Source organism: Rhodococcus sp. 14-2470-1a, assembly GCF_002259425.1.
GTDB classification, from domain to species: Bacteria; Actinomycetota; Actinomycetes; order Mycobacteriales; family Mycobacteriaceae; genus Rhodococcoides; species Rhodococcoides fascians_E.
Genome location: NZ_NPFZ01000001.1, coordinates 179,827 through 193,295 on the forward strand (window position 1 = coordinate 179,827; position 13,469 = coordinate 193,295).

Annotated in this window: 10 protein-coding genes; 5 read left to right on the plus strand and 5 right to left on the minus strand. The window is 65.2% G+C overall.

Annotated features, from left to right (window positions below; genetic code table 11):
• Positions 1-74: 74 nt before the first annotated feature.
• Positions 75-674 (plus strand): ribulose 1,5-bisphosphate carboxylase large subunit, encoded by a 600-nt coding sequence (locus tag CH292_RS00865; RefSeq protein ID WP_094626502.1) that lies wholly within the window; start codon positions 75-77, stop codon positions 672-674.
• 36 nt (positions 675-710) lie between these two features.
• On the opposite strand, the gene CH292_RS00870 is transcribed toward CH292_RS00865, so the two are convergent.
• Positions 711-1,844, minus strand: a complete 1,134-nt coding sequence (locus tag CH292_RS00870; protein WP_094653800.1) for an acyl-CoA dehydrogenase family protein — start codon at positions 1,842-1,844, stop codon at positions 711-713.
• 290 nt (positions 1,845-2,134) lie between these two features.
• Here CH292_RS00870 and CH292_RS00875 point away from each other — a divergent pair, with 290 nt between their 5' ends.
• A complete protein-coding gene (locus CH292_RS00875; protein ID WP_170947476.1) occupies positions 2,135-3,364 on the plus strand; it encodes a pyridoxal phosphate-dependent aminotransferase family protein in 1,230 nt (409 codons plus the stop codon).
• Positions 3,361-4,902 (plus strand): NAD-dependent epimerase/dehydratase family protein, encoded by a 1,542-nt coding sequence (locus CH292_RS00880; protein WP_033190505.1) that lies wholly within the window; start codon positions 3,361-3,363, stop codon positions 4,900-4,902. Before CH292_RS00875 ends, CH292_RS00880 begins: the two co-directional genes overlap by 4 nt.
• Here the strand turns inward: CH292_RS00880 and CH292_RS00885 are convergent.
• Positions 4,838-5,335 (minus strand): DUF1992 domain-containing protein, encoded by a 498-nt coding sequence (locus CH292_RS00885; protein ID WP_020112159.1) that lies wholly within the window; start codon positions 5,333-5,335, stop codon positions 4,838-4,840. The two genes, CH292_RS00880 and CH292_RS00885, sit on opposite strands and share 65 nt — an antisense overlap.
• A 160-nt stretch (positions 5,336-5,495) precedes the next feature.
• On the opposite strand from CH292_RS00885, the gene CH292_RS00890 reads away from it, so the two are divergent.
• Positions 5,496-6,131, plus strand: coding sequence for a hypothetical protein (locus tag CH292_RS00890; RefSeq protein ID WP_033190504.1), 636 nt, complete (start codon positions 5,496-5,498; stop codon positions 6,129-6,131).
• A 75-nt stretch (positions 6,132-6,206) separates the two neighbouring features.
• Here the strand turns inward: CH292_RS00890 and CH292_RS00895 are convergent, their stop codons facing one another.
• The 3 genes from CH292_RS00895 to CH292_RS00905 all read right to left on the minus strand — a co-directional run bounded on the left by CH292_RS00895 (position 6,207) and on the right by CH292_RS00905 (position 8,853).
• Positions 6,207-7,802, minus strand: coding sequence for a flotillin family protein (locus tag CH292_RS00895; RefSeq protein WP_094653802.1), 1,596 nt, complete (start codon positions 7,800-7,802; stop codon positions 6,207-6,209).
• A gap of 63 nt (positions 7,803-7,865) precedes the next feature.
• Positions 7,866-8,381: a hypothetical protein gene (locus CH292_RS00900; protein WP_373454663.1), complete on the minus strand. Its 516-nt coding sequence runs from the start codon at positions 8,379-8,381 to the stop codon at positions 7,866-7,868.
• A gap of 220 nt (positions 8,382-8,601) precedes the next feature.
• The gene (locus CH292_RS00905) at positions 8,602-8,853 is read right to left on the minus strand and encodes a hypothetical protein (protein ID WP_019666186.1); all 252 of its coding nucleotides are present in this window, start codon (positions 8,851-8,853) and stop codon (positions 8,602-8,604) included.
• Positions 8,854-8,927: 74 nt separating this feature from the next.
• On the opposite strand from CH292_RS00905, the gene CH292_RS00910 reads away from it, so the two are divergent.
• Positions 8,928-13,469, plus strand: coding sequence for an ATP-dependent helicase (locus tag CH292_RS00910; RefSeq protein ID WP_094653803.1), 4,542 nt, complete (start codon positions 8,928-8,930; stop codon positions 13,467-13,469).

Consider the following 13,469-nt stretch of genomic DNA (forward strand, 5'->3'; position numbering starts at 1 on the left):
AAGGTGTGCTCGGCGCCGCACTGCCGGGCGCGGTGTGCGTTGGTGGACAGAGGTGGTGTGGCATTGTTTGACACATGGCGTTGGTGCTCGCAGGCGTGCGGCTTCCCGATCCTGCCGGCGGCCTCGTCGCTGCGAGGATCGGACTCGACGTGGTGCGGTACGGGGTGCGGTGGACCCGGGACACTGCCGTCTTCGCACTGGGGCTTCCCGGCCGGATCGAGGCGCTTCTCGACGAGGTGACGGCACTGATGGCCCGAATCGACGCCGTCGTCGACGCTGCCGAGCTTGTCGTCGCCGAGGCCGCGACGACCACCCGTTCGGCGGAAGGTGTGGTCGACTCTGCGTCCAAGGCGTCGGTGACGGCACTGCAGCTGGTCGAACTGTTCGACCCGATAGCGCAGCGCTCCGCGCCGTTCGCGAAGAAGTTCGTCGACCACCTCGACGAGAGCGAAGTCGATGCGGCCATCGCCATGGTCGACCAACTCCCCGGGCTCGTCGAGCACATGGAAGCCGTCATACCCATCCTGGCAACCCTCGATTCCGTCGCACCGGAGATCCACGAATTGCTCGGCGTGACAAAGGATGTCCGTCGCGCAGTGATCGGGATACCCGGGTTCAAGTTCTTCCGCAACCGAGGCCAGGATCGACTCGACGAAGAGGAAGGCCGCGACTGATCGTCCGCGGCCCTCCTCGACTCGATCACTCCGGGACTACTTGACGAACGCGAACTCGTCACCACCGTGGTACTTCGCGAGGGTCTCGGAGATGGAGCGCCTGGACGGCGGGTGAAACGCGTAGGCCTGCAACGCAGCTGCGAGGTACCCGATGTCGGGCGAGGTGATGAATCCGATTCCGCCGAGGGATTCCATCGCCGTCGAACTCGCCCGAACCAGCGCATCCCGAATAGCTATGCGGCAGAACAGCAGTCGCGCGGAGATGTCCTGGCCTCGCTCACCGTCGTCGACGGCACGTGCCACGCTCTCGATCGCCGCGATGCCGTTCTCGATCTCCGCCGCGGCTCGGGTGTAACCCTCGTAGTCACCCTTGTCCTGCGCAAGCATCTTCTCCAACAGCATCGTCGCCGCCCCGAGGTAGTTGGCGCTGATCAACATCCCGAACCACAGGTACCCGGTCATCTCGTGGACACCGTCCGGGTCGTCGTCGCTGTTGAGCAGCACCAGATCCGCCGGTACCTCGACATCGCGGAGAACGACCTCGTCGCTCTGCGAGCCTTCGAGGAACGGTGTCTCCCAGAACTTCGTGACGGACACTCCGTCGAGCGACGCGGGGATCAAGGCAACTGCGCGTTCGCCGTCCTTCGCGCCGACACCTTCGACCTCGACGCTGGCCGTCAACAGATCCATCGAACCGGACAGGCTGCAGGGCTTCTTGCTTCCGTTGATCACGTACACGTCGCCCACCCGCTTCGCCTTCATCGTGGGAATGAAGACGCTGCCCCCCGGGGTGCCTTCCGAGAACCCCGACGCGATCACGGCCTTCTGCTCGATGAGCGATTTCATCAGCGCACGATCTTCTTCGCTGGCTCCCGTGGCGAACTCGTTGAGCGACGCGATCGACAGATGGTGCATGGTCGTCGCCGCTCCGAGCGACGGAGATCTCGATCCGATCGCCCGCTGTGCGCGCACGGCGTCGAGCGCGGAGGCGCCGCTGCCGCCCAGCTCCGTGGGAACGATGAGCGAGGTGCCGCCGAACTCCTTGAATTTGGCGATTGCTTCGCCGTCCCTGCTTTCGAGGTCTTTCAGTGGCGTGCGGTCCAGATAATCCAGTAAACCCGGAATGTATTGTTCCAGAATTTCGCGTTCTCGAACCATCAATGCAGTCATGACTCTCCCTAACAATTTGAAATTCGCATGGCAGACAAAGGTGAATCGAATTCGCAACCTCGTGCTCACTACCCACCGTTCTACCAGGCAAAACATCCAAGGGTAGGTAAACTTCCCCCCTTTTCGAAACTGGGCGATGAGTTTGTTATGACCTCCCACCTGGAGTAATAAAAATTTGTTTGATTCGAACCAATCCTGCCCATCCCATGGAGCCGAATCACTTCTCGAATTCGCGACCATCGTTCGACGACCGACTCCAAACCCACCCTGCGTCAGGAGAACCTGCAGCGATGACCGTCAACCGATTGATCAAACGACTCGACGGCGACGACCGAGTCGACCTCCTCCGCGCCGTGCGCGAATCCGACGTGAGCCCGTACTTCCGCGTCATGGAGTCCGCCACCGCGCCCATCGTCCAGGTGGAAGGCAAGGACAAGATCATGCTGGGCTCCAACAACTACCTGGGGCTCGCCGACCATCCGGACATCACGCAGGGCGCGCAGGACGCACTCGATACCTTCGGCTCGGCCATCACCGGCAGCCGACTGCTCAACGGCACCATGGACATACACCTCGAGCTCGAGAACGAGATCAAGGAATGGCACGGCACCGAGGACGCGATGGTGTTCACCACCGGTTACCAGACGAACCTCGGGACCATCGCCGCCGTCGTGGGCAAGGGCGACGTGATCGTGGTCGACTCCGCCGCACATGCGTCCATCCGCGACGGAAGCCAACTGTCCGGAGCAACCATCCGCAAGTTCGCTCACAACGACATGGCCGACCTCGAACTCCAACTGCAGGGACCCGTCGTCGGCGACGGCGCCGTCCTGGTCATCGTCGACGGCCTGTACTCGATGGAAGGTGACCTGGCGCCTCTGGACCAGGTGACCGCTCTGTGCACGAAGTACGGTGCCGCGTTGATGGTCGACGAGGCCCACAGCCTCGGTATCTACGGCGAAAGTCTCACCGGCGCTGCGGAATTGTTCGGCACCGCAGGCGACACCGATATCAGAATGGCATCTCTGTCCAAGAGCCCCAGCTCCACCGGGGGCTTCATCGCAGGATCCCACGATCTCCTCGACAGTCTTCGTATACACGCGAGAGCATTCCTGTTCACGACATCGGGTGTGCCCGCCGCAGTCGGCGCGTCCCTCGCGTCGATCAAGCTGATCAGGAGCGAGGAAGGACGTCAGCGAGCGCGTCGAGTGTTGGAACACGCCGAAGCCTTGCGCAGTGGACTCGCGGCCGAAGGACTCGACGTCGGCGCCAGGTCCCCGATACCGGGAGGAGACACCGCGTCACCGATCGTCTCGCTGCACATCGGGGACGACCTGTCCGCCATGAATCTCTGGCGCCAACTGTTCGACAAGGGAGTATTCACCTCGGCGGCCCTGCATCCTGCCGTTCCCCGCAACGGTGCGCTGCTCCGACTCTGCGTGATGGCCTCCCACACCGACGAACAGATCCGAACCGCCATCGCCACCATCGCGGAGACGGTCGCGGAGTTGCCCTCGTGACCCTTCGCATTGCCGTCACGGGCGCAACGAGCGATTTCGCCGCGGCGATCCTGCCTGCCCTGCTCGCCGACGACGACGTCGACTCCGTCGTCGGGATCGCTCGGCGTCCGCTCCGCATGCAGCATCCCAAACTCGAATCGGTACGTGCCGACATAAGGTCACCCGGACTCGAAGAGATTCTTCGAGGCAGCGACGTCGTCATCCATCTGGCCTTCGTCGTCGAAGAATTACGCGACAAGACCGAGACACACGACATCAACCAACGCGGCTCACGGAACGTTCTCGATTCCGCGTACGCCGCAGGGGTGGGCAGGCTCGTGATCGCCTCGAGTATCAATGCGTACGGTGCGGACATTCACGACGAGCCCCTCGACGAAAGTCACTACCCCGCCGGCGATCCCGACAGGTACTACTTTCACGACAAGGCGGAGGTGGAGCACTACGCGGAGTGGTGGCTCCGCCGCCACCCCGGCGAGATGGCGGTATCCATGTTGCGACCGACGTACATAATCGGTCCGGACTTCGCCAACGACGGCATCGATCAATTCACCGGCCGGGTCGGTGCGTTCCCACAGGCGGACCGGGCCAGCTACCAGTTCCTGCACCAGAACGACCTCGCCGACGCCTTCCACCGCGCCGCCAAGCAGGACCTGATCGGCCCCTACAACGTCGGTCCCCGCGACTGGACGCCGGTCCGCGAACTCGCACGTATGCAGGGCCAGATCCTGTTCGACGTACCCGAGAAACCCGCCGTGGCGGCCGCGAATCTTGCGTTCCGACTCGGACTCACCCCGTTCTCCGGCCAGTGGGTCACTGCGGGCGAGCCCGTCGTCGACTCCACTGCGTTGAGCGAGAAGACCGGCTGGACACCCACTCTCACCTCGCACGAGTGCGCCGCCGTCATGGTTCTGCTGCAGGGCAAGCCGATTCTCGGCGCCGAGCATGCGCTGACAAGCCACGACGCCTGCGAGGCCGCACTGGAACCGGCGTCGAGGTTCGTCGGAACCGTGGGCGGTGAGCACGTGTCGATCACGACACCCTCGGGTCGGCTTCACGTCGAACTGCACCGAAGCTCGGCCCAGGGTCCGACGGTTGTCGTGCCCGTGCGCCCTGGACTGCATGCCCGCTACCTCACACCCGTAGGCCAGGAACTGGCGCACGCCGGCGTCACGACCATCCTGCTCGACCTACCGGGTCACGGGCTCAGCACGGGGCCGCGAGGACGCGTCACTGCTGCGGAATTCGACGACGCCGTCGCCGATGCAGCCGACTACGCGCGACTGACCTTCGGATCGGCCGTCACCGTCGTCGACATCGGCGATCACGCGCCCCCGCCGAAGCAGACGTTGCGCGGACTCCGGCGGCACCACCCCGTCAATCCGGCCGATGGACTACTTCCCCGTCGTGTCCGCGCGCACACACTCGGGGGGCGTACCAAGACCAGGACGACCACCGCGACATCCGTCGCCGAGGTCATCGATCTCGTCGGTGGAGCAGCCGAACCCACCAGCTCACGCGCCCACTCGTCGGCGCGGTAGATCCGGCGGCTCCGCTCGCCTTCCGCGACGACAGTGCCTCGCGTGCATCGGCGTCCGCGGCTGCGCGGTTCTGCTTCCACTGCGCCACCCAGTCCTCGACGTCGACCGGGCCGATCGGCACCAGAGGCGGCGACGGCATCCGGATCCACGCCACGACACGCGCATTGAGGTCCTGCAACGCTTCTCGAACCGACGACTCCTGACGCAGCTCGATCAACGTGACCGGAAGTTTCTCGATCTCCTTGCGTAACTGCAGAGACTCGGGCAGCAACGCGTCCGTCGACAGGTTCTCCCGCTTCAAGAACCCTTTCACCCACCACAGATCGTCGTGAGCCGAACTGGGCAACGGCTTACCCGCCCCCTCGAGATTCTCGAACTCGCCCCGCTCCTGCGCCTCGCGAATCTGCCGGTCCACGAAGGACTCGAACGTCACCCCTGGCTTCTTCCGTTCCACCACTGCTGCACCGCCGTTCCACCGCTGGACATCCTCACTGCCGGAAACGCCCGTATTCCGCTAGGGTACTCACGTCGATCCAGGCCGGCGCCGTCGTCGACCTCAGGGGGATCGTTCACTTCGGACCACGGGGAGTCTCATGAAGTTCGCTCGACTTGCACGAACAACGGTGACAGCTGTCATCGCCGTCTCGGCGCTGGCTGTCGCCACGGGCACTGCCCACGCAGAGCCTGCACCACTGGTGACGGGCACCGACCAGGGCATCGCCTACAGCACCACCACCACCGAGGACGGCAAAGCCGTGACGACGATCCTCGACACCGGATCCTTCCGACTCGACGCGACCTCGGAGACCGTCGAGGTCCTCGACGCCGCCGGCACGTCCGTCGCGACGATCCCCCTCGCCTACCGCGTCGGCGACCAGGAGTTCTCCATCGCGCCTCTCATCGGCGTCGACGACCGTGAACTGACCCTCACGCCCGAGACCGATCCAGCGTTCGCCACCCCGGTGGCGCGCTCGGTCCTGCCTGTCACCGACGTGAACTCGCAGGGGCGCTTCCTCGACGAGCTGAACAAGGCATCGTTCGGCGCCGGAGTCAGTGCCGCCATCGGTGCCGGAATCGGTCTGGTCATCGGTTGCGTCGTCGGGGTGTTCGTCGGGTGCATCCCCGGTGTCCTCATCGGTGCCGCCGCAGGTGGAGTGATCGGCCTGATCAACACCGGAGGTTACCCGCTGCAGTCGGCCGCGTTCGACTACTTCACCGGCAGGCCCTGAGCCGCTACCGCTACACCGATTCGACAACCGAAGGGTCCCACAGGACTTGAAGTCCGTGGGGCCCTTCGTCGTGTGTCAGCTGATCGACTCGGGGTGCGCCACTCCGTTCGAGGTGGCCGCGTCCTCGTCCTGGTTGTCGCTGCTTGCCAGGTTGTCGCTACCTGCCAGTTTGTTCTTGCCGTCGAGGTTGTTGAGCAGACCGGTGACGTTGACGCCCGAGCTTTCCAACGTCTCGATGACGCCCGCGATGACCTGCGGGCTGATGCCGAGCAGTGAACCGATGGATCCCTTCGCGCCGTCGGCGCCGCCGATGATCGAGATGCGGTCGATGTCGCCCACCGGCTTCGCCGCTGCCGCCGTCGCCTCGACGAGAGCAGCCAGCACGTCGGGGAGCGTGAGCAACCGAGCAGCCTGCGGCGTGTAGGAATTGAGCGCCTCGGCGATCTGACGCTTGCCAGCCGCTTCCGCTTCCAGCTTGGCCCGCAGACCGTCGGCCTCTGCTTGCTGCTCGGCGCGCAGCGCATCCGCTGCGACCTTGCGACCTTCCGCCTCTGCTTCCAGTTTCGCCCGCAGACCGTCGGCGTCGGCTTGCTGCTCCGAACGCACGGCATCTGCGACGAGTTTGCGCGAGTCCGCTTGTGCCGCTCCTGACTGACGCGCCGATTCGGCCTGCGCTTCCGCGCGGAGAATTGCGGCTCGCCGCTCACCTTCGGCCTGCGCGATCGCGGCCTGGCGTTCGGCTTCGGCGGGGGCGATGACGTCCGCCTGCAGTGCTGCTTCCGATTGCTGCGAGCGACGACGTTCCACTTCGGTGCGTGCCTCGACCCGGGCGGCTTCGGCTTGCTCCCGCGCAATGCCGACGGCTTTCGCCGCGGTGGCCTGGGCAAGTGGTCCCGCCTGGTCCGCCTCGGCGTTCTCCGCTTCGGTCTGCGCACGGAGGCGTGCCAACTCGACGTCACGACGCTGATTCGCGGTAGCGATGGCCGTGTCCGCCTCGGCCTGCGCCACCGAACCTTCCTGGCGTGCCTTGGCCGAACGAATCTGGGCGTCGCGCTCGGCATCCGCGGTTCCGACCGCTGCGTCACGCTTGACCTCGGCGATTCGACGTTGTCCGAGAGATTCGAGATAGCCGTTCTTGTCGGAGATCCCGGCGATCTTGATGACGTCGACTTCCATGCCGATGCGCGCGAGGTCGTTCCCTGCCTCGTCGATGACGCTGCGCGCCAACGTGTCGCGGTTGGAGTTCAGGTCCTCGACGGTCATCGTCGCGGTGATCCCTCGTAGGCTACCGGCGAGGATGTCGTTGATCTGACGCTGCAGTTCCGTCAGGTCGGACGTCAGGAAGCGCTGCACCGCCGTCTGAACCGCTTCGTCGGCCGAGCCGATACGTACCAGGCCCACTGCTTCGACGTTGACCGGGACACCGTCGTTGGACAGTGCGTTCTGCAGGTTGATGCTGATGTTGAACGGTTCGAGGGACATGATGTCCACTCGTTCGATGCCCGGCACCTTGAATCGGGCACCACCGCGCACCACCTTGGGCTTGCCTCGACCTGTGAACACCGCGACCTCGTTGGGCGGAACCTTGATGTAGTTCTTGACGTACACCGTCGGCAGCACGACGAAGACGATCAGCGCGACGATCGCCGCGATCACGATTGTTGTCAGCATGTATCAGTACCCCTCACGAACTCTGCTTGTAGTCGAAAGCCCCCACCGTGCAGGTCTTTCCGATCATCGACCGTCCACGACGTCGTCGACGGCCACGACGTGGAGGTAGGTGTCGTCCACATCGGCGATGTAGACGGTGACGCCTCGCGGGAGTGCGACCTTGCCCGAACTGACAGCCCGTGCGCCGACGCGATTGCCTTCACCGTCCGCGAACGACACCTCGCCCCATCCGTCCGCCGTGACGTCCAGCGTGACGGTGCCGAGCAGCCCGATGTACGATGCTCGCCCGATGTGCGAATTGTCCTGCTGCCGAAGCATGTACGGAATCAAAAGCCCTCGCGTCACGATCACGAGACCCGCCGCCACCGCGATGCCGACGAGCGCTGCAATCGGGTCGGGCAGTTCGGTGAGCGCCGAGATCCATCCGGCCGCGCCGAAACCGAACAGCGCCGTCGCGATCGTCGTCAGCGACAGGAACGGCACACCGTCGCCGTGACTGTCACCGAGATCCGAGACCTCGCCGACGGTGAACGTTCCCGCCAGCCCGACGACGCCCACGACGAAACACACGATGAACACGGTCAACAATTGAAGAACTCCACTCCCCGAGTCGGTCCAACGAATAGTAAAGGGGATCGGGCCGTAACGGGGGAATCGGTCTCGTATCGTGATCTGACGGCGGCGGGTGGCCCCACGTGGATACAACACCGCCGTGTGTTCACAATCGTCATGACGGTTGTGAACACACGGCGGTGTTGTGAGAAGGACGGGCAGCGGCCGACGTGGCCTCGGTGAGTGGTCAGCCGTACTCGGCGACGAGACGATCGAACTCGTCGCGGTCCACCAACTGGGGCTCACCGATCGCGAAGGCCTGCGCGTACTTGCTGGCCAAGTGGTAATCCCGGCCGAGTGGGCCCCGCTCACCGTCCTCGTCGTCGCGCTGAATGCTGGAACCCGGCGGTACTTCGTTCTGCAAGCCGTTCGTCTTCTCACCGAGACGAGCGTCGAGCTTTGCGGAAATCTTCTGCATGATCTCTTGGTCGTCGGTCATCGGTACCCCGTACCCATGAGAGGACGGTCCTACACCTGTGATTGTTTGTCGGTACCACGGGGCATCATGGTGGAATGGCCGGTAAGAGAACCAACGCGCACCAGGTGGACCCGGCGCTGGCCAAGTTCTCTCCCGCCACCCAGGAGTGGTTCACCGGCGCGTTCGACGCCCCCACGGCCGCGCAAGCGGGTGCCTGGGAGGCTATTTCCAGTGGTCGGCACACTCTTGTCGTCGCTCCGACCGGCTCGGGTAAGACCCTGTCCGCGTTCCTGTGGTCCATCGATCGGCTCACGGTCCGTGACGTGCCTGCGGAGCGCAAGACGACGGTTCTGTACATCTCGCCGCTCAAGGCCTTGGCCGTCGACGTGGAGAGAAACCTCCGCGCGCCGCTCGTCGGGGTGACACAGACGGCCAAACGGCTGGGCCTCGAGCCACCGGACATCTCGGTCGGAGTCCGCTCCGGTGACACCAGTCAGGCAGATCGTCGGGCCATGCTGAAGACTCCGCCGGACATATTGATCACGACCCCCGAGTCTCTGTTCCTGATGCTCACCTCCGCGGCCAGAGAATCTCTCGACTCGGTCGAGACGGTCATCGTCGACGAGGTCCATGCAGTCGCCGGCAGCAAGCGTGGCTCGCACCTCGCGCTGTCCCTGGAGCGTCTGGATCTGCTGCTCGGCACACCCGCGCAGCGGATCGGGCTGTCGGCGACGGTGCGGCCCCACGAGGAGGTCGGACGGTTCCTCACCGGCGCCGCCCCCATCGAGATCGTTGCTCCCCCGTCACCGAAGACGTTCGATCTCACGGTTCAGGTCCCGGTCGAGGACATGACGGAACTGGGTGTCGTGGAGACAGCGGAAGGTGATGCCTCGGCTGCGCCGCGGCACGGATCGATCTGGCCGCACGTCGAGGAGAAGGTCGTGGACTTGGTTCTCGACCACAAGTCGTGCATCGTGTTCGCCAATTCCCGACGCCTGGCCGAGCGTCTCACCGCTCGCCTCAACGAGATCTATGCCGACCGTCTCGGCGACGGGGTCGACACCGCCCACGGCCCCGCGTCTCTCGTCGGTAGCTCCAGCGACGTGGGCCTTGGTGCCGAACCGCTGCTGGCACGTGCGCATCACGGCAGCGTGAGCAAGGATCAGCGCGCCCTCATCGAGGACGATCTGAAGACCGGACGCCTGCGGTGCGTCGTGGCGACCAGCAGCCTCGAGCTCGGAATCGACATGGGCGCGGTGGATCTGGTCATCCAGGTCGAAGCACCGCCCTCGGTCGCGAGCGGTCTGCAGCGCGTGGGGCGTGCGGGTCACCAGGTGGGTGAAATCTCCAAGGGAGTGCTGTTCCCCAAGCACCGAACCGACTTGATTCATTGTGCGGTGACCGTCGAGCGGATGACGACGGGCAAGATCGAGGCACTGTTCGTTCCCGCGAATCCGCTGGACATTCTGGCGCAGCAGACGGTGGCGGCGTGCGCGCTCGAGCCCATCGATGCACACGACTGGTACGACGCGGTGCGTCGGACCGGGAGCTTCGCCACTCTGCCCCGGTCTGCGTACGAGTCGACCCTCGACCTGTTGTCCGGTCGGTACCCGTCGGACGAGTTCGCCGAGCTTCGCCCTCGCCTCGTGTGGGACCGTGACGCGAACACGCTGACGGGCAGGCCCGGCGCGCAACGCCTCGCCGTCACCTCCGGTGGCTCCATCCCGGACCGCGGCTTGTTCACGGTGTACATGGTGGGCGAGAAGGCGTCGCGTGTCGGCGAACTCGACGAGGAGATGGTGTACGAATCCCGTGTCGGGGACGTCTTCGCGCTCGGTGCGACCAGTTGGCGGATAGAAGAGATCACTCACGACCGGGTCCTCGTCAGCCCTGCATACGGTCAACCCGGACGACTGCCGTTCTGGCACGGCGACGGACTCGGGCGTCCCGCCGAGCTGGGCCGCGCCCTGGGCGAGTTCCTGCGTAGTACGTCCGAGCGAGAAAATCTCGAACAGCGTCTCGCCGGTGACGGCCTCGACCCCAACGCCGTGACCAATCTCGTTGCATTGCTGGACGATCAGAAGGAAGCGACCGGGCAGTTGCCCACCGACCGAACAATGATCGTGGAGCGGTTCCGGGACGAGCTCGGAGACTGGCGTCTGGTGCTGCACTCGACCTACGGGCAGCAAGTGCACGCACCGTGGGCACTGGCGATCGGAGCACGGCTGATCGAGAGATACGGAATCGACGCGGCACCCACTGCGTCCGACGACGGCATCATCGTCCGGCTCCCCGACACCGAGGACACGCCGCCCGGCGCGGATCTGTTCGTGTTCGAGAAAGACGAGATCGCCGACGTCGTCACCGAACAGGTCGGTGGATCGGCGCTCTTCGCATCACGCTTTCGCGAATGCGCCGCTCGTGCACTGTTGCTGCCGCGTCGCAATCCCGGCAAGCGCGCACCGCTGTGGCAGCAACGGCAACGTTCGGCGCAACTGCTCGATGTGGCGCGGAAGTACCCGACGTTCCCCATTCTGCTCGAGACGGTCCGTGAGTGCCTGCAAGATGTCTACGATCTGCCCGCGCTCGAGGACATTCTCGCGCAGATCGGACGGCGTCAGATTCGCATCGTCGAGATCGAGACCCCGACCCCGTCTCCGTTCGCGAATTCGTTGCTGTTCAACTATGTCGGGGCGTTCATGTACGAGGGCGACAGCCCCCTCGCGGAACGCCGTGCCCAAGCCCTGTCCCTCGACTCGACGCTGCTCGCGGAACTGCTCGGACGTGTGGAGCTGCGCGAGCTCCTCGATCAGGCCGTCATCGAGACGACGGAACTGGAGCTGCAACGCCTCGCCGAGGACCGTCGTGCCAAGGACATCGAGGGTGTCGCAGACCTCCTCAGGATGCTCGGGCCGCTGACCACCGACGAGGTGGCTGCCCGAACGAACGGCGAGGAATCGCCGATGTGGTTGGCAGAGTTGGTCTCCGCGAAGCGCGCCATGGAGGTCACGTTCGCCGGCACGTCCTGGTGGGTGGCCATCGAGGACGCCAGCAGGCTGCGCGACGCACTCGGTGTGCCCCTTCCCATCGGGACGCCCGCCGCGTTCATCGAACCGGTCGACGACCCCCTGACCGACCTGGTCAGCCGGTACGCGCGCACCCACGGACCGTTCTCGGTGGACGACCTCGCCGAGAGGTTCGGCCTCGGAATCGCTGTCGCGCGAGCATCTCTGGCGGGGCTCGCCGCCGACAAACGGATCATCGAAGGTGAATTCCGTCCGGACCGAGCAGGATCGGAGTGGTGCGACGCCGAAGTCCTGCGCCGCCTGCGGCGGCGGTCCCTCGCCGCGGCGCGCCAGGAAGTGGAGCCCGTCGCCACCGCCACCCTCGGCCGTTTCCTCCCTGCGTGGCAGCACGTGCAGAGCAGGCAGCTCTCCGGAATCGACGGAGTCGCGGCGGTCGTCGAGCAGCTTGCCGGAGTGCCCATTCCAGCCTCCGCGTGGGAGTCGCTGGTGCTGTCCTCCCGTGTACGGGACTACTCGCCCGCAATGCTCGACGAGTTGACCTCGACCGGAGAGGTTCTGTGGTCCGGCCACGGGTCCATCACGTCCAAGGACGGATGGGTATGCCTGCACATGGCGGACACCGCTCCCCTGACCTTGGCTCCTCCTGCGGAATCGGATCTCTCCGAACTACAGATCTCGATACTCGACGCCGTCGCTGCCGGTGGCGCTTACTTCTTCCGGCAACTCTCCGACACCGTCGGAAGCACGGACGACGACAGTCTGCATGCGGCGCTGTGGGAGTTGGTGTGGGCGGGCCGAATCGGCAACGACACGTTCGCGCCGCTGCGGGCACTGCTGAACTCGACGACGCGAGCAGCCCCCAGCCATCGCTCCCCGCGGAGGACCCCACGGCTGCGGTCGTACCGACGGTTCGAGCGGCCGTCGTTTCCGACACGCACCGGTCCGCCCACTGCGGGCGGCAGGTGGTCACGCGTCCCCGAGATCGAACCCGATGCGACCATTCGCGCGCACGCCACCGCGGACGTACTGCTCGAGCGATACGGCGTCGTCACGCGAGGTGCGGTCATGAACGAAGGTGTGCCCGGGGGATTCGCGACGATGTACAAGGTGCTGACCACCTTCGAGGACTCCGGACGTAGCAGGCGCGGTTACTTCGTGGACACCCTCGGTGGTGCTCAGTTCTCCACATCCGAGGTGGTGGACCGACTGCGCAGTTACGAGGAGCGAGAGAAGACAGGCGCGCTGGTGCTCGCCGCCTGCGATCCTGCCAACCCGTACGGCGCGGCGCTGACGTGGCCCAAACGCGACACGGGCGAAGATGGACCGGGACATCGACCGGGTCGCAAGGCAGGCGCGCTGGTCGTTCTGCACGAGGGCGAGCTCGCGTTGTACGTGGAGCGCGGCGGCAAAACCGTTCTCACCTTCTCCGACGACGATACGGTGACGGCTGCTGCCGCCGGTGCGCTCGCCGAGGTCGTCAAGCGCGGCGGGGTCGACAAATTGCTCGTCGAACGCGTCGACGGGCAAGAAATTCACGGCACCGGCTTCTCCCGAATGCTGACGGACGCAGGATTCTCCGCCACCCCTCGCGGCCTACGGTTGAGGAACTGA

Coding starts and splice junctions, on each gene's coding strand:
- CH292_RS00890 (WP_033190504.1), top strand. CDS start 5,496: ATGAAGTTCGCTCGACTTGCACGAACAACGGTGACAGCTGTCATCGCC.
- CH292_RS00895 (WP_094653802.1), bottom strand. CDS start 7,802: ATGCTGACAACAATCGTGATCGCGGCGATCGTCGCGCTGATCGTCTTC.
- CH292_RS00905 (WP_019666186.1), bottom strand. CDS start 8,853: ATGACCGACGACCAAGAGATCATGCAGAAGATTTCCGCAAAGCTCGAC.
- CH292_RS00875 (WP_170947476.1), top strand. CDS start 2,135: ATGACCGTCAACCGATTGATCAAACGACTCGACGGCGACGACCGAGTC.
- CH292_RS00870 (WP_094653800.1), bottom strand. CDS start 1,844: ATGACTGCATTGATGGTTCGAGAACGCGAAATTCTGGAACAATACATT.
- CH292_RS00865 (WP_094626502.1), top strand. CDS start 75: ATGGCGTTGGTGCTCGCAGGCGTGCGGCTTCCCGATCCTGCCGGCGGC.
- CH292_RS00910 (WP_094653803.1), top strand. CDS start 8,928: ATGGCCGGTAAGAGAACCAACGCGCACCAGGTGGACCCGGCGCTGGCC.